The organism is Mycobacterium attenuatum (assembly GCF_900566085.1).
GTDB classification, from domain to species: Bacteria; Actinomycetota; Actinomycetes; order Mycobacteriales; family Mycobacteriaceae; genus Mycobacterium; species Mycobacterium attenuatum.
In genome coordinates this window covers 81,132-100,714 of the sequence record NZ_UPHT01000004.1, presented here as the reverse complement: position 1 = coordinate 100,714, position 19,583 = coordinate 81,132, and the positions used below count along the sequence as shown (strand labels likewise).

General features: G+C 65.4%; 21 protein-coding genes. 11 read left to right on the top strand and 10 right to left on the bottom strand.

Annotation, left to right across the window (positions count from 1 at the left end; genetic code table 11):
- On the bottom strand, positions 1–298 hold a 298-nt coding region (locus tag EET13_RS00850; RefSeq protein ID WP_136623074.1), incomplete at its 3' end, for a PE family protein.
- A 145-nt stretch (positions 299–443) separates the two neighbouring features.
- Between EET13_RS00850 and EET13_RS00845 the strand changes: the two genes are divergently transcribed.
- Complete coding sequence (locus EET13_RS00845; RefSeq protein WP_122440490.1) at positions 444–1,601, top strand: Zn-dependent alcohol dehydrogenase; 1,158 nt, start codon at positions 444–446, stop codon at positions 1,599–1,601.
- A 415-nt stretch (positions 1,602–2,016) separates the two neighbouring features.
- Here EET13_RS00845 and EET13_RS00840 read toward each other — a convergent pair whose 3' ends face one another.
- On the bottom strand, positions 2,017–2,673 hold the full coding sequence (locus tag EET13_RS00840) for a TetR/AcrR family transcriptional regulator (protein WP_122440489.1): 657 nt from the start codon (positions 2,671–2,673) through the stop codon (positions 2,017–2,019).
- 151 nt (positions 2,674–2,824) lie between these two features.
- On the opposite strand from EET13_RS00840, the gene EET13_RS00835 reads away from it, so the two are divergent.
- The 4 genes from EET13_RS00835 (at position 2,825) to EET13_RS00820 (ending at position 6,099) form a co-directional block, all read left to right on the top strand.
- The gene (locus EET13_RS00835; protein ID WP_122440488.1) at positions 2,825–3,481 is read left to right on the top strand and encodes a TetR/AcrR family transcriptional regulator; all 657 of its coding nucleotides are present in this window, start codon (positions 2,825–2,827) and stop codon (positions 3,479–3,481) included.
- Between the two features lie 2 nt (positions 3,482–3,483).
- Positions 3,484–4,461 (top strand): LLM class flavin-dependent oxidoreductase, encoded by a 978-nt coding sequence (locus EET13_RS00830; protein ID WP_122440487.1) that lies wholly within the window; start codon positions 3,484–3,486, stop codon positions 4,459–4,461.
- A gap of 52 nt (positions 4,462–4,513) precedes the next feature.
- Entirely contained in the window at positions 4,514–5,068 is a 555-nt protein-coding gene (locus tag EET13_RS00825) for a pyridoxamine 5'-phosphate oxidase family protein (RefSeq protein WP_122440486.1), read from the top strand.
- A gap of 221 nt (positions 5,069–5,289) precedes the next feature.
- Positions 5,290–6,099, top strand: a complete 810-nt coding sequence (locus EET13_RS00820) for a polysaccharide deacetylase family protein (RefSeq protein WP_168990635.1) — start codon at positions 5,290–5,292, stop codon at positions 6,097–6,099.
- A gap of 70 nt (positions 6,100–6,169) precedes the next feature.
- Here EET13_RS00820 and EET13_RS00815 read toward each other — a convergent pair whose 3' ends face one another.
- The 4 genes from EET13_RS00815 to EET13_RS00800 all read right to left on the bottom strand — a co-directional run bounded on the left by EET13_RS00815 (position 6,170) and on the right by EET13_RS00800 (position 10,571).
- On the bottom strand, positions 6,170–7,393 hold the full coding sequence (locus EET13_RS00815) for a PPE family protein (protein ID WP_122440484.1): 1,224 nt from the start codon (positions 7,391–7,393) through the stop codon (positions 6,170–6,172).
- Between the two features lie 268 nt (positions 7,394–7,661).
- Positions 7,662–8,837 (bottom strand): CaiB/BaiF CoA transferase family protein, encoded by a 1,176-nt coding sequence (locus EET13_RS00810; RefSeq protein WP_122440483.1) that lies wholly within the window; start codon positions 8,835–8,837, stop codon positions 7,662–7,664.
- A complete protein-coding gene (locus tag EET13_RS00805) occupies positions 8,830–9,420 on the bottom strand; it encodes a UGSC family (seleno)protein (RefSeq protein WP_136623073.1) in 591 nt (196 codons plus the stop codon). Before EET13_RS00805 ends, EET13_RS00810 begins: the two co-directional genes overlap by 8 nt.
- Before the next feature lie 38 nt (positions 9,421–9,458).
- Complete coding sequence (locus tag EET13_RS00800; RefSeq protein ID WP_122440481.1) at positions 9,459–10,571, bottom strand: hypothetical protein; 1,113 nt, start codon at positions 10,569–10,571, stop codon at positions 9,459–9,461.
- Positions 10,572–10,673: 102 nt separating this feature from the next.
- Between EET13_RS00800 and EET13_RS00795 the strand changes: the two genes are divergently transcribed.
- The gene (locus EET13_RS00795) at positions 10,674–11,624 is read left to right on the top strand and encodes a LysR family transcriptional regulator (RefSeq protein WP_168991206.1); all 951 of its coding nucleotides are present in this window, start codon (positions 10,674–10,676) and stop codon (positions 11,622–11,624) included.
- Here the strand turns inward: EET13_RS00795 and EET13_RS00790 are convergent.
- The gene (locus EET13_RS00790) at positions 11,621–12,226 is read right to left on the bottom strand and encodes a TetR/AcrR family transcriptional regulator (RefSeq protein ID WP_122440479.1); all 606 of its coding nucleotides are present in this window, start codon (positions 12,224–12,226) and stop codon (positions 11,621–11,623) included. The genes EET13_RS00795 and EET13_RS00790 overlap by 4 nt on opposite strands.
- Before the next feature lie 65 nt (positions 12,227–12,291).
- Between EET13_RS00790 and EET13_RS00785 the strand changes: the two genes are divergently transcribed.
- From EET13_RS00785 to EET13_RS00775, 3 genes are all read left to right on the top strand, one after another.
- Positions 12,292–13,122, top strand: a complete 831-nt coding sequence (locus tag EET13_RS00785; RefSeq protein ID WP_122440478.1) for an alpha/beta fold hydrolase — start codon at positions 12,292–12,294, stop codon at positions 13,120–13,122.
- Between the two features lie 119 nt (positions 13,123–13,241).
- Positions 13,242–13,622 carry a hypothetical protein gene (locus tag EET13_RS00780; protein ID WP_122440504.1) on the top strand — a complete coding sequence of 127 codons (381 nt, stop codon included), beginning with the start codon at positions 13,242–13,244 and terminating at the stop codon, positions 13,620–13,622.
- A 167-nt stretch (positions 13,623–13,789) separates the two neighbouring features.
- Positions 13,790–15,115 carry an acyltransferase family protein gene (locus EET13_RS00775; protein WP_122440503.1) on the top strand — a complete coding sequence of 442 codons (1,326 nt, stop codon included), beginning with the start codon at positions 13,790–13,792 and terminating at the stop codon, positions 15,113–15,115.
- 46 nt (positions 15,116–15,161) lie between these two features.
- On the opposite strand, the gene EET13_RS00770 is transcribed toward EET13_RS00775, so the two are convergent.
- On the bottom strand, positions 15,162–15,626 hold the full coding sequence (locus EET13_RS00770; protein WP_122440477.1) for a MarR family winged helix-turn-helix transcriptional regulator: 465 nt from the start codon (positions 15,624–15,626) through the stop codon (positions 15,162–15,164).
- A 107-nt stretch (positions 15,627–15,733) separates the two neighbouring features.
- Here EET13_RS00770 and EET13_RS00765 point away from each other — a divergent pair, with 107 nt between their 5' ends.
- The gene (locus tag EET13_RS00765) at positions 15,734–16,657 is read left to right on the top strand and encodes an extracellular catalytic domain type 1 short-chain-length polyhydroxyalkanoate depolymerase (protein ID WP_425293614.1); all 924 of its coding nucleotides are present in this window, start codon (positions 15,734–15,736) and stop codon (positions 16,655–16,657) included.
- A gap of 78 nt (positions 16,658–16,735) precedes the next feature.
- On the opposite strand, the gene EET13_RS00760 is transcribed toward EET13_RS00765, so the two are convergent.
- Positions 16,736–17,728 carry an ABC transporter ATP-binding protein gene (locus EET13_RS00760; protein WP_122440475.1) on the bottom strand — a complete coding sequence of 331 codons (993 nt, stop codon included), beginning with the start codon at positions 17,726–17,728 and terminating at the stop codon, positions 16,736–16,738.
- A gap of 3 nt (positions 17,729–17,731) precedes the next feature.
- Entirely contained in the window at positions 17,732–18,781 is a 1,050-nt protein-coding gene (locus tag EET13_RS00755; protein WP_122440474.1) for an ABC transporter permease, read from the bottom strand.
- Positions 18,782–19,070: 289 nt separating this feature from the next.
- Between EET13_RS00755 and EET13_RS00750 the strand changes: the two genes are divergently transcribed.
- A complete protein-coding gene (locus tag EET13_RS00750) occupies positions 19,071–19,448 on the top strand; it encodes an STAS domain-containing protein (protein ID WP_122440473.1) in 378 nt (125 codons plus the stop codon).
- The last annotated feature ends 135 nt before the right edge of the window (positions 19,449–19,583 follow it).

Genomic DNA, 19,583 nt, shown 5'->3' with positions numbered 1-19,583 from the left:
GCGCCAGCGGATTGGCATTGGCCGATTCCGCGGCCGCATACGAACTCGCACTCGCCGTCAACGACTCGACGAACTGCTGGTGAAACGCGCTGGATCGCGCGCTCAGCGCCTGATAGTCCCGGGCGTACGCGGCAAACAGCGACGCCACCGCCGCCGAAACCTCGTCCTGAGCCGCTGCCGGAATTCCGGTGGTGGGCAGCGCTGCGGCTGTAGTTGCGGAGTTCACCGCCTGGCCGATGGTCGCCAATTCGGCGGCCGCGGACGACAGCAGCTGCGGAACCGCCACCACATTGGACATCGCCGTTCCTCCGACCAAGCTATATAATCAAACGCTTGATCATATCGGTTTCCGACGCTCCCGGTGTCGCTATCACCCAATAATCAATCAATTGATAGTATGTCGTCCGGCTATTCCGGCGAGCGATGACGGAGGCGAGGGGTCCATGAGAAGCCGCGCCGCCATCCTCTACGAGTACGGCCGCCCGTGGACCGTCGAAGAGTTCGACTTGGATCCACCCCGTTCCGGCGAAGTGCTGGTGCGTCTGGCTGCCACCGGGCTGTGTCACTCCGACGAACACATCCGCCAGGGCAGGCTCGCGCCCCCCGCGGAAACCCTGCGCGCCCTGGGACTTCCGGAGATGTCACCGACGATCGGCGGACACGAGGGCTCGGGCATCGTGGTGCAGGTCGGTGAGGGCGTCCGGCGCTTTGCTCCCGGCGATCATGTGGTGACCTCTTTCGTCGCGGTGTGCGGTCAGTGCCGGTGGTGTGCCTCCGGCATGGAATACCTGTGCGATACCGGGGCCGGGACACTCGCGCCCGGTATGCCGACCGACGGCACGTTTCGCCACCACACCGTTGACGGGCGAAACCTGGGTCACATATCCAAGATTGGGGCATTTGCCGAACACACCGTGGTATCGGCCGATTCGCTGGTCAAGATCGATCCCGGTTTCCCGTTGGTGCCTGCGGCGCTGCTGGCATGCGCAGTTCCGACCGGATACGGTTCGGCGGCCCGTCGGGGCGGGGTGTGCGGCGGCGACACCGTGGTGGTCATCGGCGCCGGCGGCATCGGCACCGCCGCCATTCAGGGCGCCCGGATCAGTGGGGCCGCCCGCGTCGTCGCCGTCGATCCCGCCGAATTCAAGCGCCGGTCCGCGCCGACATTCGGGGCCACGCATGCGGTGGCGACGGCACCAGAAGCGTTCGAGCTGGTGCGCGAACTAACCCGAGGCGTGATGGCCGACGCTGTTGTCGTCTCCCCCGCGATGATCGAACCGGCCGATGTCGAAGCGGCACTGCGGCTCACCCGCAAGGGCGGCACATGTGTGCTCACCGGCCTGCCCGCACCGAACATATCGTCGGTCGACCTCACGTTGCAGAATTTCATTCTGATGAATAAGACGTTGTGCGGCACCGTCTTCGGCTCCTGCAATCCCAAGAGCGACATCCCGCTGTTGGCCGGGCTGTACGAGTCCGGGCAGCTCCTCCTCGACGAGATGATCACCAAGCGGTACGCGCTCACCGAAATCAACGGCGCCTACGCCGATCTCGCCGCGGGCGAATTGATCCGCGGAGTCATCGATTTCGACCTTGGCTGAGACGCGCTCGGTCCCGCGTTTCCCAACGGGCAGGCGGTGGTTTATCGATAGCGCCCGCCGTAATCGCCCGGTGGGATGCTTCTCCCAAGCTGTGTCGGCTCGAGTCGGGCGACGGCCGTCATCTGTCGACTCACATGCTGACCGGGTCGAATGCTGCGGTGCTGCCGTATCCAGCGTGCGGCGGTGCTGCCGTATCGAGCGTGCGGCGGTGCTGCCCTATCGAGCGTGCGGTGACGGCTTTCAGCGTGCACGCAGGGCGGGGATTCGCTGTTGAGACCGCCATGGCGACACACTCGACGCCCACCACTCACATTCGACGCCCACCACTCACACTCGGTGCCCACCACTCACGCTCGACCCCACCGCTCACATTCGACCCCCACAGCTCACGCCAGCGAGAAGGCATCTGCGGCAATCAGGATGACGGGCCCGGGTCTGCCGCGGACGTAGAGCCGAACAGCGCGCCTCTGACCAATACCTTGGCCGAACTTAGCGCCGCGTGGTACTCATCCGGGGGCAATGTGGCGGCCAGCTCAGTCAGGCCATAGATCAGCGCGTAAATCGCCTCCACTGTGGCCCGCGGATCTGGGTGGTCACCGAGTTCGCCGCGTTGACCCGCATCCCCGATGATGCCCTCGATGATTTCGCGGAACGTCGTGAATTCGCCGTCTTCCACCTCGGGGGCTGCGGACGGGTCGGAGCTCACGATGTTTCCCGCCCGGATCGCCCACTCGAAGGCGGCCAAATCCGGGTATTCACGCATCAATTGGCCGCATTCGTCGAGCACTGCTTCGATCCGCTCGACGACGTCGCCGGGCCCTCGCGCCGCGTCCCACAGCCGCGGCATGGCCGCCTCGGCTCTGGCCGCAATGGTCGCTTTAATCAGTTCCGACTTGTTGGGGAAGTAGTTGTACAAGCTGGCACTGGTCATGTCAGCCATCCGCGCGATCTCGCGGATTGTGGCCTGCGAGTAGCCGACCTCGGCCACGCAGCGCATCGTCGCGACGATGATGCGCCTACGGGTCTCCTCGCCGCTTGCGCCGACGGGGCGACCAAGCTGTGCCCGGGTCATGGCGGACCGTGTTCCTCACTGACGTGGGTTGCCTGCCCTTGGCGGGCGGTGTGGTTCGGCATGGTCGAATATATTCGACTGATCGATCAGTTCCAGCGTCCGCGCCCGCGGGCGGCGGGTAACCGACAGACCACGGAGGTCGCCGCGAGGCATGGCCGCTAGCACTTCTGCGTCGGGGTCGCAATTGGGCCGGCCGGTGGGCGCAGATGGTGAGCAGACCCGGCAACGGATCATCGCCGCGGCCATGCGCTGCGTGGCCGAAGTCGGCTATTCCCAGGCCACGATCCGCGAAATCGCCCGTGCAGCCGGCATGACCAGTGGCAGCCTTTATCACTATTTTCCCAACAAGTCCGAGCTGCTCCACGCCACCGGTGAGGAAATCGAGCAAATCGTGTTGCCCCGGCTGCGCGCTGCCACGGCCCGGCCCGGCGACGTCGTCGACCGGCTCGATGCGGTGCTGGACGAGTCGACTCGGCTGATTCACGACTACCCGCACCTGGCCGCGTTCTTGCGGGCGGTCCGTCTCGAAGGCAATGCCCGGTTGTCACGCGGTGCTCCGAAGTATCCCGGCTCCAGGGCACTGCGAGATGTCGTCAGCGAGATCGTCGCGGACGCGGACGGGCAAGGCGTGTTGTCCCCAGATACGGGCCCGGCCGGAGCGGTGGAAGCCATCTGCGCGTTGACCCGCGGCCTGTCCGAGCAGGCGGCCCGGTTGGCGCCGGAGGCATACGCAGCAACACTGGGCTCAGCAAAGAGACTGATCCGGGGAACGCTGTTCGCGGGTGCCGGCAGATCGGTCAGCGGGTAGTGATGCCTCTGCTCACCGCGCTACGGCTGAACATGACCAATATCGCCGACCCTGCGGCCCGCCATACGGGTCGGTATCAAGCCGCGCTCGAGATGGCCGAGTTCGCCGATGCCCACGGTTTCACCGCGGTCAGCGGCGAAGAGCATCATCTGGCCCACACCGGCTGGCTGCCGTCACCGCTGATCCTGGCCGCTGCGGTCGCCGGGCGCACGCGCAGCGTGCGCATCAGCATCAACGCTCTCATCGTCCCGCTCTATGATCCGATTCGGCTTGCCGAGGACATCGCCGTGCTGGACAACCTTGCCCAGGGCCGCTTCAGCCTGGTGGCCGGAATGGGTTACCGGCCTGAGGAATACCACGCCGCGGGCAAGGACTGGTCGCAGCGCGGTGCTTTGCTGGATCGCTGTCTGTCAGTGATGCTCAAGGCGTGGAGCGACGAGCCGTTCGAACATGAGGGCGCGCTCATCAATGTCACGCCGAAGCCGCATACCCAACCCCATCCGATCGTCTTCGTCGGCGGTATGACGGTTGCGGCGGCCCGGCGAGCCGCGCGCTTCGGGCTGCCGTTCTCGCCACCCATGGCGATGCCTGAGCTCGCCGCCGTGTATCAGCAGGAATTACGCAACCAGGGCAAACAAGGCTTTGTCTATCACCCCGAAAACGGCAGCACCGTCACCCTGTTGCACCCTGACCCAGACGAGGCCTGGTCCCGTTATGGCAGTTTCATCATGAACGAGACCGCCGAATACAGCGCCTGGAAGCGGGCGGGCGTGCCGCGGCCGAATGAGAAGCCGGCCGGCTCGGTCGACGAGCTGCGCGCGCTGAACAACGTCGAGATCCTCACACCGGAACAATTGATCGACCAAATTCGCAGCGGCCGAAGGGAAGTCGTGATGAATCCGCTAGTCGGCGGGCTTCCACTGGACGCCGGCTGGGCAAGCTTGCAGCTGTTGACGGACAAGGTCTTGCCGCGGGTATAGGTCACACCGCCGAGTCGTTGCGTACACGCTCGCCGTGGCGTGTGATGAGACGATGCTTCTCCCCTGGGCGGCAGATCCGTTCACCGCACCTACCGACCGGGACATGCTCCCGTCCGAGCGCCGCGAATTCGTGCGCACCCACCGCACCTGTGTCTTCGGATACCGCCGTCGCAGCGACGGCCCGGCCATGTCGATCGTCTACTACATACCCACCGACGACGACGAATTGCTGGTGTCCACCATGGCCGGTCGCGGCAAGGCCCGCGTGATCGGACGCGATAACAAGGTCGGCTTGTGTGTTCTGGATGAACGCTGGCCTTTTTCCTATCTACAGGTCTACGCACAGGCGGCTCTCGACCGGGACCGCGCCCTCGCAGTCGACGTCATGATGGCGGTCGCCGGCCGGATGTCGGGGCGGCCCCTCGGGGAGGATGCGCGCCCGTCGGTGGCAGCGATGTGTGAACGCGAAAATCGCGTGGTCATCCGCTGCAAGCCGTACGCAACCTATGCGACGCCGCCGCGGCACTTGCACCGCAACGACCAGGTGAAAAAGCTCACGCACTGGGTGTCCGGCACCGTGGCCTGGGATGCGCCCGACCCGCCATAACCTGCACTTGCGCGGTCGTTGCGCAGCGTGCCCGCGATCATGACCGGCATAACAGAACGCCGACGCCACCGCGTTCAATACGACATATCTGACCTGGTAATGATACGGTTCGCTGCTGTGGTGGCTCTATCCTTCGTAACCGGCATCCCTGTTGCGGGTATGCCGGGTTCGCCACCTCCCCCGGCGCCGGGGCGTTCGATTGCGACCCTCGAATGTCAGAGCTGAATCGCCGCCGCTTCCTCGGATCGCTCGCCGCCGCAACCGTCGTCGGTGTGGGCGCGGCCCGGTGCATGGTCGACCCGCAGCCGCGCACGTTCGCGCAGGCGGCCCCGGCGGCTGCCACGCCGACTCCCGGCCCGACGGTCGCCGGCCTATTGCCGCCGCCACCACCGAGTACCCGCATCCGGTTGCCCGGCGGCGGGGTGCTCAGCCAGCTTCCCGGCCAGGGTGACTTGCTTGCGCTGACGGTCGACGACGGTGTCAACACCGAGGTGGTGCGCGCCTACACGCAGTTCGCCAAGGACACCGGCATACGGCTGACGTTCTTCGTCAACGGCACATATGACTCCTGGACCGAAAACCTGGCACTGCTTCGGCCGTTGGTCGAGTCCGGGCAGATTCAGCTCGGCAACCACACTTGGTCGCATCCTGATCTGACGACGCTGTCGAAAAGCGAGATAGCGCAACAACTTACCCATAACGACGAATTTCTGAAGAAGACGTACGGCATTGGCGCGAAACCGTATTGGCGTCCGCCGTATGCAAAGCACAATGCGGCAGTGGACGCGGTCGCAGCCGACCTTGGTTATGCGGTTCCCGTGCTGTGGTCGGGCTCGCTATCGGATTCGACATTGATCACCGAGGAATACATCATTAAGATGGCCGACCAATACTTCACGCCGCAGGCCATCGTCATCGGACACCTCAATCACCTGCCGGTAACCCATGTCTACCCACAGCTGGTCGACATCATCCGCGCGCGTAACCTTCGCACCGTCACCTTCAACGACGTATTCCTGCGAACACCATAGCCAGCACGCGCCCGTAAAGTCCTGCGCCACAGGCAATTGTCGCCAACCGGTACATGCGGTTGCGGGCAAATTACCGGCCAGTCACGCCGGCGCACTGCGCGCCCCACGTGGCCGGAAGCATCGGAGCGCGGGCACTATCTCCGAACTCGTCACCAATTACCATGGTCAGCCCTGCCGGGCGCGACAAGGCGTCGCCGCCGGCAAAGCCCGGCGCGCCGGCATCCTGAGCCGGGTCTACTGCGGCGACCGAGGCACCGACGTAACCCGCCGCCCCAGGCGAAGCGAGCTTTGCCTCGGGCACCCCGGCCAGCGCTCCCAGTTGCGGCATCGCTTCGACACTTGCGGCAACGGCCCCGCCGGCCGGCAACGCGCCGATACCCGCCAGCGAAGCGATGGCCGGCAGCACGCCGGCCGGCAGCGCGAACGGCAGCGCCATCGAGCCGCTAGCTGCGGTGGCCAGCGCCGCGCCCAGCATCGGCCACGTGTGAAAAGCCTGGTAGGCCAGCGCATAGATCTGCGGGGCCCATTGCAGCAGGATGGTGAACGGGTCGGCCAGGAAACCGTTGATCTTCTGCAGGACGTCCACGATCGGGTGCACCAGAAACATGACCGCCTCGTGCATACCCCAGGTGCAAAAGTCGACGCAGGCCGACCACAACTCCCAGAGATACAGCAGGTGCACGACCAGTTCCACAAGCACATTCCAATGGATCCCCACCCCGCCGGCGCCGACGAGCGCTCCGGCCTGAGATGCAAGCTCCGAACCGGCGCCGGGCTTTTCCACCACGGGCGCCGGGGCTGGCTGCGGCACCGACGCCAGCGCCGTCGCGGTGACTGCCTCATACACGCACATCGTCGTCGCGGCATGTATCCACATCCGCATGTAGTCGGCTTCGTTGACAGCAATCGGGATCGTGTTTATGCCAAAGAAATTCGTCGCCACCAGCACTGCGTGCATGGCGTGGTTGCCGGCCAGCTCGGCCAGCGTCGGCATCGCGTCCAGGGCGCTGACATACGCCGCCGCCGTGACCTCATGCTGGGCAGCCACCCGCGCACTGTCCGCGCTCGCTTTGACCAACCAGGCCAGGTAGGGCAGGTGGGCGTCAACACACCGCTCACCGCTGAAACCCTGCCACGCGTCGCGGGCGACCATGTCCAACATGGTGGTGAGTTCCGCTGCGACCGAGGAGTATTCGGCGCTTAACGCGGTCCACGCCGTGGCGGCCGCATACAGCGCACCCGGGCCGGGGCCGCTGCTGAGCAAGGCCGAATGCACCTCCGGCGGCGTGGCCATCCAAACCGGCGTCCCAAGAACGACCCGCAATGTCACCGCGCAGACTCTCCGATCCCTATCGACGAGGGCACCCCGTCAACGACCGGAGCAGCCAATTACCTCCGCGGGACTTTAAATCGGATCGAACGTAACTATCGCGAAATGCCGGGTTACCGGAGTGTGTCAGTACGCCGTGAGTCGCCTGTGAGTGAGCTGCTCAGCAACTGTGAGATAACGCTGCGCAAGACGTTGACCGGCGGACTGCCAGCTCCCGGCCGCGGTGACGGATTCACGCGGTCTTGCGTCGCGGAATGCGGCGGGCTACCCAGGAACGGATGTCGTTACTGTGCTCGCCCAGCCGCGGCGCCCTGGTGCGGTAGGTCACGGGCGTGCTGGACAAATTGATGGCGCTGGCCACCTGCCGACCGAGCCTGTCACCGTCTTCGGTATTGCGGATCGGGTGCAGGCCCAGCCGCTCGGCAAGAGCAAAGGCTTCGCCGATGTTGTTGACGGGGCCTGCCGGAACTCCAAGTGCCGACAGGGTTTTCGTCCAGTACGCGGCTGAGTTGGTTGCCAGTGCACCTTCCAGAAGCTCACGCAGCCGCGACCGATTGAGCACCCGCAATCGGTTGGTGACAAATCGCGGATCTCGAGCAAGGCCGGAGACATCCAGCGCGTGGCAGAGTCGACCGAATTGCTTGTCGTTGCCAACGGCGAGCACGATCGGCCCGTCCCCGGTCGCGTAGGTGTCGTAAGGGGCGATACTGGCGTGCCCGTTGCCCAGGGCACGCGGAATCTGCGCGGCCAGAACGTAGCTGGTGGACTGGTTGGCCAGTGCACACAGCAGCGAAGACAACAGGTTCACCTCGACATGCTGGCCGCACCCGGACTGGTCCCGCTCGCGCAGCGCAGCGAGGATGCCAACCGTGGCAAAGAGTCCCGCCACGACGTCCACTAGCGCCGAACCGGCCTTGGTCGGGCTGTCGGGGTCTGCGCCGGTGATACTCATCAACCCGCCGAGCGCCTGGACCAGCAGGTCGTAGCCGGGCAGTTCGCGTCCCGCTGCGGACCCGAATCCCGAGATGCTGCAGTACACCAGAGCAGGGTTCGCAGCACGAAGCCTGGGCTCGTCCAGGCCGAAGCGCGCCATGGTGCCCGGGCGGAAGTTCTCCACCAGCACGTCGGCCTGTTCGGCAAGGAGCCTGGCCACCCGTAGGTTCTCGGCATCGTGCAGATCCAGCACGATGCTGCGTTTGTTGCGGTTGACGCTCAAGTAGTACGCGCTTTGGTCTCCGATGAACGGCGGACCCCAGGCCCGCGTGTCGTCGCCGCCGGGCGGTTCGATCTTGACGATCTGCGCGCCCAGGTCAGCGAGAGTCATCGTGCAGAACGGTCCCGCCAGCACCCGGGAAAAGTCAGCCACCAGCACCGACGACAGCGGCGGTGCCGCAACCCGGTCAGTCATGTCCCGCCGGCCCGAACGCCGCTGGCACCTTGCCGTTACTGCGCGATACCGGCGTAACACCGAACCAGATCCGAGGGGCTTGCGGAGCAATCTCGGCTGCGCGACTGTCGAGTTGGTCGAGGGTCAGGCTGCTGATCGGATGGGTGGTGATGGCAGGTTGTAGGCCCGCCATGCCGCGTGACTCCCGCTGCAGGCGTGCCTCGCGCTCGAATTCGGTCGTCACGATGACCACCGTCGGCACCCCCGCCTGCTCTAGCCGCACCGCGTCATTGACACATGCCGAACAGCATGAGCCGCAGTCACCGATCGCCGTCAGCGCGATGTCATTTTCGGCTGCGATCTGGCTGATCAACTCGGGGTGGGCATCCGAGGAGAAGTGACGCTTGTCGTAATAGTTGACTGCCGCGAAATTTACTCTGTGAGCGACCAATTCGCGCACCGTTGCCCGGAGCAGCTTGGCGGCGTTCCATTTGGTGTTGCTCAGCACACCCAGGCGAAGCCCCGCGGCCCGGTTGGGCCGCGGGGCCATGGGCACAGCTGTCACCTCGATCACGCCGCATGGGTCATAGCTCATCGCGTTCATCGGAATTCCTTTGGTGAGTTGGGACTTTGCGGGATCGATCAGAGCCGGCAGGAGCCATCGGAGCACTCCCGCTCCCGTGGGCTGCCACCGATTCCGGCAATGTCGTCAGCAACTGCGCGCAACACCGGTGTCGTCGCGGTGCTCCAGCCCGGCAGGAACGCCGAAAACCGGCCGGCGGATCCGCCCGCGACAAACAGGTGAATGTCGTCGGGGGTGAAGACGATCGGCACCCGCCGGCCCGACTCGCGCGGATACCACTTCGGCAGGTTGCGGTTGTAGGTGCGCCCGCCGGGGGGAGCGTACCGGTTGCCGTAGCTCACGTGGTTCCAGTCGTTGGTGCCGTTGAGCCACAGGTAGCGACGGACGTCGTCGCGGGTCCAGCCGAACGAGGCGATGGTGTGCGCGTGCTCCACACCGATGACCACCGCGCAGGAGCCGCCAAGCACCGCGTTGTTGTGGGCGATGGTGCCCATCGCCGAGGCGATGGAATCCAGAATCCCTTGCGGGTCATCGGAAATGTGGTTGGTAACGCTGTGCGGCGCTTCGGCGCCGATGATCAGTACCGTGCTGTCGTCCGGGGAGTAGCCATGCTCGACGTGATACGGAGCCCACGGGCTGGCCGCTTCGTTTTCGGCGATACAGAACGTGTACTTGCCGGGGTGGCCCAGGGTGCTCTTGTCGAGCTCGCCGGGAATCCCGCCGCCGACGGTGAGCATGATCAAGCGAATCGCGCGGCCGATGGTGGCATTGGCTCGGTTACCTGAGCCGAATACGTTGCCACCGGAGTTCATTCCGATTCGGCGGGCTATCGGCCCATTGACCACGATAAGCGGTGATACGACGTGCGTGGTGGCCTGAATGCCGTTGAGGTTGAACCGCGCATCGGTCAACGCCAGAACGGCCGCACGCACCACAGGGGCGTATTCGGGTTTGCATCCGGCCATCACCATGTTGATCGCCAGCAGTTCTTGGGTCAGGCTGCCCCATCGGGGCGGGATGCGCGCCACCAGTTCCTGAGGCCGTCCCCCCAACATGTCGAGCACCGCACAGACCCGCTCGGGTGTGGGCGGAACCACGGGCAACCCGTCGCTCCAGGGCTGGTTGAAGTAGTACTCGACGAGGTCGCGTTCGTCGGTGAGCACGGCGGTCATGCGGTTGCCTTCCTCGGGATCTGGTCGCCTTTGGATTCACCGTAGGGCCGCCACATGTTTACTGTCCAAGACATATTCCGTCAGGCAATATATCTTCAACATATGGCGGATCCGGAGCTGCGCTTGCTGCGCTACTTCGTGACCGTTGCCGAGGAACGCCACTTCGGCCGCGCCGCCGAACGACTCCACATCGCCCAGCCGCCGCTGAGTCAGCAGATTCAAAAGTTGGAGCGTCAGCTTGGGGTGGAGCTCATCGATCGTTCCCGCCGTCCGATCGAGCTCACCGATGCCGGTCACGCCCTTTTCGCAGAGGCCACCCTGGCGCTCACCCACGCCGAGCGGGCCTTTGCCGCGGCACGCAGAGCCGCCACAGGACAACTCGGCCACATTCGCATCGGTGCGCTGCAGGCAGCGGTGGACGGCGTCTTGGCACACCTCATGCGCGCACATCGCCGCAACTACCCCGCGGTGAAACTCGAAGTCGCCGTGCTCGATACCGCTGAGCAAATGGCACAGCTGGTCGCCCACCGCATCGACATCGGCTTTGTGCGCGGACCGGTCGACGAGCCGTCGCTCACCATCCAAACCCTGCTCGACGACCCGCTTGCCGCGGTCGTCTGCGTGGACCACCCACTCGCCGAACACCAGCGTCTTGCTCCGTCATTGCTGGCAGACCAGCCGATGATCCTCTTGACCAGAAGCGCCGCGGCCACCACATACGCCGACGTCGTGGAGCTGTTTCGCATGCACGGCATCGAGCCGCCGATCGTCGACGAGGTAGCGCGGATTCAGACAATTCTTGCGCTTGTGGCATGCGGCGCCGGAAGTGCCTTGTTACCAACGTCGTTCATCAACCTCAGCCGGCAGGGCGTCCGGTTCATCCCGCTCGACGGACCGGTGCCCCAACGCCCGCTGGCGTTGGCCTGGCGCACCGCCAACCAATCACCCACGGTGCGTTGCTTTCTCGACGTCGCGGCGGCAGAGTCCCCGCGTTATCTCGACGACCTCCGTCGGCACTATCCGCAACTGGCCCCACCAGCCGTCGAAAGTTAGTCCTCCAGCAACCCGTCGATGAGCCGTCGCAGCACCTGCCCGATCTCGCGGCGGGCACGCTGTTGGTCCTCGGCGGTGGCGATGGCCATGGCCGCCTCGTCGAGGGCGCCGATCATCACCGTGGCCAGCGGGCGCACCGGCAGGCGCGCCAACTGTCCGGCCCGGACGGCCTCGGTGAGCAATTGTTCCGTCATACCCAGGCTGTAGCGCTGGGCGACGTCGCGGAAGGCCGTCCATCCCAGCACAGCCGGGGCATCCAGCAAGATCAGCTGCCGCACCTCGGGATCGCCCGACACGTCGAGCCAGGCATCGACCGCGGCACGGATCGCGTCAGCGGGCGTTTTCGCTCCGGACGCAGCGACCAGGGTGGCCATCCGCGCCATCACATCCTGCTCGACCGCTTCGACCACGTCGCGAAACAGCGCTGCCTTGTCGGTGAATTGGTGATACATCGCGCCGCGGGTGACTCCCGCCTCCTTGGCGATCTCCGGCGTTCCCACCTCCGCGTAACCCCGTGCACCCCACAGCGTGCGGGCAGCCGAGATCAGCGCCTCGCGCGTGGCCGCCGAACGCTGCTCCTGAGTCCGCCTCTTGATTTCCATACAACCTGTCGGTAACTTACGAACAGACAGCCTGTTTGTAAGTATATCGGGGTTAGGAGTCATCCATGTCGAGGATCGACATTAGTGCCGGGACCATCCATTACGAAGCAACCGGACCCGCCGGCGGCCGGCCGGTCGTGTTCGTGCACGGGTACCTGATGGGCGGGCAACTGTGGCGGCAAGTCAGCGAACGACTCGCGGTTCTGGGTCTGCGGTGCCTTGCGCCAACCTGGCCGCTCGGCGCGCATCCGGAACCACTGCGCCCCGGCGCTGACCAGTCCATCACAGGCGTCGCGGGAATCGTCGCCGAATTCCTCGCCGCCCTCGGCCTAGAGGACGTGGTGCTGGTAGGCAACGACACCGGCGGAGTGGTCACCCAGCTCGTCGCCGTGCACTATCGCGAGCGAGTCGGCGCTCTGGTGCTCACCAGTTGTGATGCGTTCGAACACTTTCCGCCGTCTATCCTCAAACCGGTGATCCTCGCGGCCAAATCCAAGCCACTGTTCCGGGCGGCCATCCAGACCATGCGCGCCCCGGCGGCACGCAAGCGCGCCTACGCCGACCTGTCATACGCGGACATCGACAACCTCACCCAGACCTGGGTGCGCCCTGCGCTATCCAATCCCGGAGTCGCCGAAGACCTGCGCCGCTTCTCGCTGTCGCTGCGCACGGAGGTGACCACCGGCGTCGCCGCCCGGTTGCCCCAGTTCGACAGGCCAGCGCTGATCGCCTGGTCAGCCGACGACAAGTTCTTTGCGCGAGAGGACGGCGAACGCCTGGCGGCGACCATCCCCAATGCCCGGCTCGAGCTGATCGAAGGCGCCCGGACGTTCTCGATGCTGGACCGCCCCGATCGCCTCGCCGATCTACTGTCCGCGGTGGCGGTGCGCGCGTAACGCGTAAGGCAAGGTAAGCCCGCTGGTTTGCGGGCACATCACGACCTGGAAAAGGCGCGTTGAAAAAAATTGGCGCGGCAGCGCCGGCGCCGTACAAATCGGGCATAGAATTCCGCTTTGTGACGACCCCGTCGAACCCTTGGGGCGACGAACGACGGAGACTCTCGCATCAGCTTCCGATGCGCGATCACTTTTTCGGTCGTCACCAAGCACGGCGGCTGAGCCGGCGCTTTGCCCGGGTAGGAGTCGAAATCCCACCGGCACGACTGCGCGAAATGCTGGCCGGTATGCCGGTCTCAGACGACGAGATGACAAGTGTCAGTTTCGCTTTGATCGCTATCCGGATAAACCATGAAAACCGGGTCGCCAAATTGCGGCGGCTACAGCGCTGCTGCCGGCACGCGTTGATATCGGTTGGGCTGGCTCTGGTGGCATTGAATTTCCTGCTGTGCATCGGGTACCTGTTCTTGACGTTGACCCAGCACGCGTCATCATGGTGAATCCCGGCTCCAGTCCGCGTCGGTCGGCCCACGCCCGCGCTGCCCTACCGGAGCCGATGCCGGAAACGACGGGATAGCCGCCGACACCATGTTCCGGTAGCGGTACTCAGCCGATGCGGGTAGAACTACGCACGTCGGCCGGTGCGTCGATCGGCGATGCTCCCGGCATGACAACGCTCCTATCCTTTCCCGGCCCCACCGAACTGGCCGCGCGCACCCCGGCCGACCGCGACCGCGCCATCGACGTCATCCGCATCACGGCCCTGCTCGGAGTCATCGTCGGCCACACGGTGATGGCAACCAGCGTGATCCGCGGCGGCGTACTCATTTGGGACAACCTGCTCACCACCTCGACCGTGTTCCAAGCGCTGACCTGGATATTCCAGATCATGCCGCTGTTCTTCTTCGCGGGGGCCGCGGCGTGCGTGACGTCGTGGCGGGCCGGCATCAATTGGGGCGACTGGTTGATGAAGCGCTGCACCAGGCTGTTTCGCCCGGTGCTCTATTACCTGGGGTTTTGGGCGATCGCGCTGACCATGCTGTATCCCGTTCTGCCCCAACACGTTTACCAGCCCGTCGCGGGAGTGAGCATTCAGCTGCTGTGGTTTCTTGGTGCCTACGTACTGGTGTTGGCCGCGATGCCGCTGCTATCTCGAATCACCACGACGGGCCGCCTGGTCACCGGCGTGACCGCGGTCTATTTGTTCATCGCGGTCATCGACGCGATTCGGCTTTACTGGCCCGCAGCCGCGTCACTCGGTTATCTCAACCTCGCGGTCTGGCTTATTCCCGCCATGTTCGGCGTTGCCTACCGGCGCCGCTTGCTCAGCATCCGTCCCGCGCTGGGCACCGCCGCGGCACTGTTCGGCGTCAACGTTGCGCTGCTTCGGTGGGGATCGTATGAACTGAGCCTGGTCGGTATCGCAGGACAGCGGCTGCCCAACATGAGCCCGCCGTCGCTGCTACTGGCCGGTCACGCAATCATGTTGAGCACGTTGGCCGTTGCGGTGGCTCCCGGGATCGCTCGATGGGCTCAGCGGCCGCGAGTGTGGTGGTTGACCGCTATCGGCAATAGCGGCGCCATGACGTTGTACTTGTGGCACATGCCGGTACTGCTCGGCCTGCACCTGCTCTTCGACACCGTCGGCCACCCGCGCTACCCCGGACAGCCCGGTTTTCTCGTCATCAGCCTCCAGCAGCTTCTCCTCATGGGCGGCGTCATGGCAGTGCTCTTTGTCGTGCTGCGTCCCCTGGAGAACAATCCGCTGCCCGGCTGGGATGGTGCGCCCGCCATCGCCTCGCTCTGGCGCGGGACAGCGGCCGGCGTGCTGCTGTGTGTGGCCGGGTCAGCGATCCTGGCAGCGGTGAAGTGGGGCCTCAAAGACGGCGGACTTGTCTGCGTGGCCATCATGCTCGGCGCCCTGGTGCTCGCTCGGGCCGTGGCCACAACGCGGCAGGGCGTACGCTCAGCACCCGCGGTCACGGCGAAGTGAAACCCGTCCGGTTCCTCGGCGCCGGCCCACGGGTGCCCGCCTACTGTCAGGGCGTGCCGGACGCTTCGGCGTCCCGTGCGGCAAGCAGCAATTGCAAGGTCTTCCGCAGCTCGGCGAGGCGGTGCTGCCCCAGGATCTGTCTCCACCGCTCTTCCAGATCGACTGCGTTGGAACGCATCACGCCAAGCGCCTGGCGACCTCGGGGCGTCAGCTGGATCAGTCTGGCCCGCGAATCCGCTGGGTCGCCGACCCGGGTGACATAGTGGTGGCGCTCCAGTGCGGCGATGGCCTGAGCCACCGCTTGGCGGCTAACGGCAAGGCGCCCCGCCAGATCCGATGCATGCAGGCTCCCGGCGGCCAGGGGCACCAGCAGCACCGCCTGCGCCGGACGCAACCCGTCGAGCCCGGCATCGGCGAATGCCGTTCGCAACCTCGGCACACCAGTTGCCGCCACCAATTGCACCAAGGCCGGCACGGTGGGTTCCCATTCGGCATCCACATGACGTCGCATAACCGAACAGTGTCGCACCCACCCACCTATTGACAAGCTTCTTGTCATTCTGCGGACGTGGTGTCACCATAGAGCCCATGCCGTCCGGAAACCTGTGGGTACGCACGATGGTTCTGCTTGGCACGCTGGTGATATCAGTCGGCGCGTGCTTGGAATTAGTCTTAGTCCTAGTAGGCCCCGGGCACGCGACCGGAGCCCCGACCGTTCCCACCGGCCAGTCCAGCCACAGCATCCAATGGGGCGGTGTCAACCGGACCTTCAATCTCTACCGGCCGCAAGGGCTTCCCGACGCGGTGCCGCTGGTGGTGATGATGCACGGCGGTTACGGCAACGGCGCACAGGCCGAACGGGCCTATCATTGGGATGCCGAAGCCGACCGGGGACATTTCCTGGTGGCCTACCCCGACGGTCTCAACCGCGCCTGGAATGCCGGGTCGTGCTGCGGCATACCGCAACAAACCGACGTTGACGACGTCGGTTTCATCACGGCGATGGTCGCCGACATCGGACGACAGATTCCGCTCGACCCCACCCGTGTCTATGCCGCCGGAATGTCGAACGGGGCCATGATGGCGCTTCGGTTGGGTTGCCAGACCGGCATGTTCGCCGCGATCGCGCCCGTGGCCGGCACGCTGCTGACCGAGTGCTCACACGCACAGCCGACGTCGGTCCTGCAAATCCACGGAACCGCCGACGAAAGTGTTCCCTATGCCGGTGGGCCGGGTAAAGCCCTGACTGCCAACGGGACTCCCCGTGTGGATGGTCCTGCGGTGCCCTCGGTGAACGCCACCTGGCGGGGCGTCGACAGCTGCGGACCACCGTCGTCGAGCACTGCCGGGCTGGTGACGACCGAAACCGCCGACTGCCCCGACGGACGGGCTGTCGAATTGATCTCGGTAACCGGGGCCGGCCATCAGTGGCCCGGCAGTACCCGCAGCCCACTGCTGGAACGACTGGGCCTGCCCGAACCGTCGACGGCTCTGGATGCGACCGAGACGATCTGGCAATTCTTCGGCCGGCACCACCACTAGAGGTAGCGAGTGTTCGGGCCGCGGGCCTTCCCGCAATCACGACACGCGACCGGAGCCGGTTCAACCCGCCGCGAAGGGTCAATCGCTGGCTAGCGCACGGTGCTCGATCAGGTCGCGCAACCCCCCCGCACCGAGGCGCTCCCGGAAGGCCAGCGCCGTGTAGCCGACGGCAGTCGCGTCGGTGCGCGCTCGCACGGTAGCCGAACGCGGCAGGTGAAACAGCACACCCATTTCGCCGAAGTAGTCGCCGGGCCCGGCCACTTTCACCAATTCCTCACCGCCGTCGGCTAATTCGTGCACGATCTCGAACTCACCTGCGGACACCACGTAGATCAGGTCGCCCATCGTGCTCTGTTCGAACAGCACCTCGCCGGCCTTCAGTTGCACCGTTTCGGGCGGCCGGTTGGTGTCGGTAAAGTCCGGGGTCAGCTCCACGACACGATCGGCCATGGGCAGCATCCGGCTGTCATGGGTCGCGACCACCACCACCCGATCACCGTCGGCCAGTTCGCGGATCAGCCGCAACACCTCCTCCACCTGGATGAAGTCGAGGTGCGCGGTGGGTTCGTCGGCCAGGATCAACGGCGGATCCAGCGCAATCGCGCGCGCGACCGCGACCCGTTGCTGCTGTCCGCCGCTGAGATCGCCGGGCCGGTGCTTCATTCGTTCGGCAAGGTTGACGCGCGTCAGGAGTTCCTCCGCGCGCTTGCGGGACGCGACGCGCGACATCCCGGCCGCTCGCATCGGAACCATCACGTTTTCCAAGGCGGTGAGGCTCGGTACCAGATTGAACGCCTGGAAGACGATGCCTACCTTGTCGCGCCGGTATTTCGCCAGCGCGGCACCCTCCAGCGTCGTGATGTCGACGTCTTCGAACTTGATCGCCCCCGACTTGGGCCGCAGAATGCCGCCGAGACAGGACAGCAATGTCGTCTTCCCGCAGCCGCTGGGCCCGAGCAGGATCACCAGCGACCCGGCCTCCACGTCGAGGTTCAACCCGTTGATCGGCCGCAGAGCGTACCCGCCGCTGTGGTACTCGACGACGAGATTCTGGATGCTGAGATCGCCCATGGCTCAGGGACCTCCGAACGCGAGCGCAGGATCAACGGTCACGACGCGCTTTAATCCGGCAAGACTGGCCAGCAGGCCGATCAGGGTGGCCACCACCGGCAGCGCCAGATAGGCCCAGCCGGGGACCGCGACGATCATCGGGAACAGCGGGGCCAGCAGTTTCGACAGGATAACGCCCACCACTGCGGCGAGCAGGGAGACGACCAGTGCCTGTAATGCGAGCCCCGCCATGATGGAACGCGTCGGCGTGCCGATCGCCTTGAACACCGCGAAATCGCGCAGCCGTTCCAGCGCCGAGAGGTACACCACCGAGCCCACGATCAGCGCCGCCACGATCCACAGCAGCACCGCCACAATCGAGATCGAATTCACGGCAACCCGCAGGGGCCGTACCAAGTCGTGGACCGCGCCCGCGCGATCGTAGGTCTGGTATCCGTCCGGGAGGTGCCGGGGCGATCCGTCGACCCCGATGGAGGTGACCATCGGCTGTCCGTTGTAGGCCAGTTGCTGTAACCCCTCGGTGGTCAGGAAGATGTTGGGGATCTTTGCCAATGCGGTCGAATTGGGCACGATGCCAACGATCCGCAAGGTATGCGCACCGACCTGCAAGGTGTCGCCGAGGCGGCGGCTCAGCGTGCTCGAAACCGCCACCTCGTCCGGCTTGGCGGGGGCCCGTCCTTCCGAGATCTGCGGCATGCCCGGCCCGCGCTCGGGTGCGCCGAAGGCGGTGACATTTCGCGTCGAGGTGCCCTCTTTCATGATCGTTCCGACACACCCCAGGGGTGCCGCAGCCGTGACACCGGGCTCGGCGGCCACGCGGGCGAGATCAGTGTCGGGGAACGGGGTCGAACCCAGAAACGGCCCCGCCGCGCCGGTCTTGACCACGAATTGGTCCACGCCCATCGAGTCGACCGTGTGCTGGGCCTCGACCCGGAAGCCGTTCGCGAGTCCGGTCAGAACCAGCGTCATCCCGAAGATCAATCCGGTACTGAGGACCGCGATGACAAGGCGCCGCTTTCTCCATTGCATGTCGCGCAGGGCCGCGAAGAGCATTCCCAGAACCTACCAACGTCCCCGTCATCCCGGTCCAGGTTTGTCCGGGCGGGCCGCGTACCGGGCCGGCGACAGCGTCGAACGCCACAGGTAACATGGGCATTCGGTCGATCCCGGCCCGGGAAGAGGATCGCTACCCTGATCCTCGGCCGCTGTTGTCAAGGTGACATCGCGGCTCAGCTGTGCAGGATCGACAGGGTTGAGACAACAGCCCCAGGTTTGCCCAGGCCCACCCCGTGCCCACCTGGGAACCAGCAATGTCGCACCAGCAACGGATGTGAGACGCAGCATGATCGAACAATCTGGCGACCCGATAACGCCGACAGCTTTCGGCATCCAGCAATCCCAGGCAGATCATGCGGTTGTGCTGGCCGTATCGGGCGAAGTGGACATGCTGACCGCCCCACAGCTCGCCGAGGCGATACAGACCGCGCTGGCCGCCGGCCCCGCGGCCCTGATCGTCGACCTGTCCAAAGTGGACTTCCTAGCCTCCGCCGGAATGACCGTCCTCGTGACCGCCAACGCTCAGGTGGTGGCCCCCACCCGCTTCGCGGTCGTGGCCGACGGCCCGGCCACCAGCCGGCCGATCAAAATCATGGGCATCGATTCCGTATTCCCCCTCTATCGGACACTTGATAGCGCCCTCAGCAGCCTTGCCGGACAGTGAATTCAGCGCGGCCCCGCAGCTTGACCTCGTTGACTCAAGGGGTCGCGACGCCTACCGTCGACACATACGCTACGTGCCGTAGCGTAATGATCCGGGTTTGCCGCCTGCCGCGCATCGCAGCCGGTGACCGGAAAG

Bases quoted from the DNA above. Each gene is read 5' to 3' on its own strand.
- EET13_RS00845 (WP_122440490.1), top strand. From the start codon at position 444: ATGAGAAGCCGCGCCGCCATCCTCTACGAGTACGGCCGCCCGTGGACC.
- EET13_RS00840 (WP_122440489.1), bottom strand. From the start codon at position 2,673: ATGACCCGGGCACAGCTTGGTCGCCCCGTCGGCGCAAGCGGCGAGGAG.
- EET13_RS00835 (WP_122440488.1), top strand. From the start codon at position 2,825: ATGGCCGCTAGCACTTCTGCGTCGGGGTCGCAATTGGGCCGGCCGGTG.
- EET13_RS00830 (WP_122440487.1), top strand. From the start codon at position 3,484: ATGCCTCTGCTCACCGCGCTACGGCTGAACATGACCAATATCGCCGAC.
- EET13_RS00825 (WP_122440486.1), top strand. From the start codon at position 4,514: ATGCTTCTCCCCTGGGCGGCAGATCCGTTCACCGCACCTACCGACCGG.
- EET13_RS00815 (WP_122440484.1), bottom strand. From the start codon at position 7,393: ATGGCCACGCCGCCGGAGGTGCATTCGGCCTTGCTCAGCAGCGGCCCC.
- EET13_RS00810 (WP_122440483.1), bottom strand. From the start codon at position 8,837: ATGACTGACCGGGTTGCGGCACCGCCGCTGTCGTCGGTGCTGGTGGCT.
- EET13_RS00805 (WP_136623073.1), bottom strand. From the start codon at position 9,420: ATGAACGCGATGAGCTATGACCCATGCGGCGTGATCGAGGTGACAGCT.
- EET13_RS00800 (WP_122440481.1), bottom strand. From the start codon at position 10,571: ATGACCGCCGTGCTCACCGACGAACGCGACCTCGTCGAGTACTACTTC.
- EET13_RS00795 (WP_168991206.1), top strand. From the start codon at position 10,674: ATGGCGGATCCGGAGCTGCGCTTGCTGCGCTACTTCGTGACCGTTGCC.
- EET13_RS00790 (WP_122440479.1), bottom strand. From the start codon at position 12,226: ATGGAAATCAAGAGGCGGACTCAGGAGCAGCGTTCGGCGGCCACGCGC.
- EET13_RS00785 (WP_122440478.1), top strand. From the start codon at position 12,292: ATGTCGAGGATCGACATTAGTGCCGGGACCATCCATTACGAAGCAACC.
- EET13_RS00775 (WP_122440503.1), top strand. From the start codon at position 13,790: ATGACAACGCTCCTATCCTTTCCCGGCCCCACCGAACTGGCCGCGCGC.
- EET13_RS00770 (WP_122440477.1), bottom strand. From the start codon at position 15,626: ATGCGACGTCATGTGGATGCCGAATGGGAACCCACCGTGCCGGCCTTG.
- EET13_RS00765 (WP_425293614.1), top strand. From the start codon at position 15,734: ATGGTTCTGCTTGGCACGCTGGTGATATCAGTCGGCGCGTGCTTGGAA.
- EET13_RS00760 (WP_122440475.1), bottom strand. From the start codon at position 17,728: ATGGGCGATCTCAGCATCCAGAATCTCGTCGTCGAGTACCACAGCGGC.
- EET13_RS00755 (WP_122440474.1), bottom strand. From the start codon at position 18,781: ATGCTCTTCGCGGCCCTGCGCGACATGCAATGGAGAAAGCGGCGCCTT.
- EET13_RS00750 (WP_122440473.1), top strand. From the start codon at position 19,071: ATGATCGAACAATCTGGCGACCCGATAACGCCGACAGCTTTCGGCATC.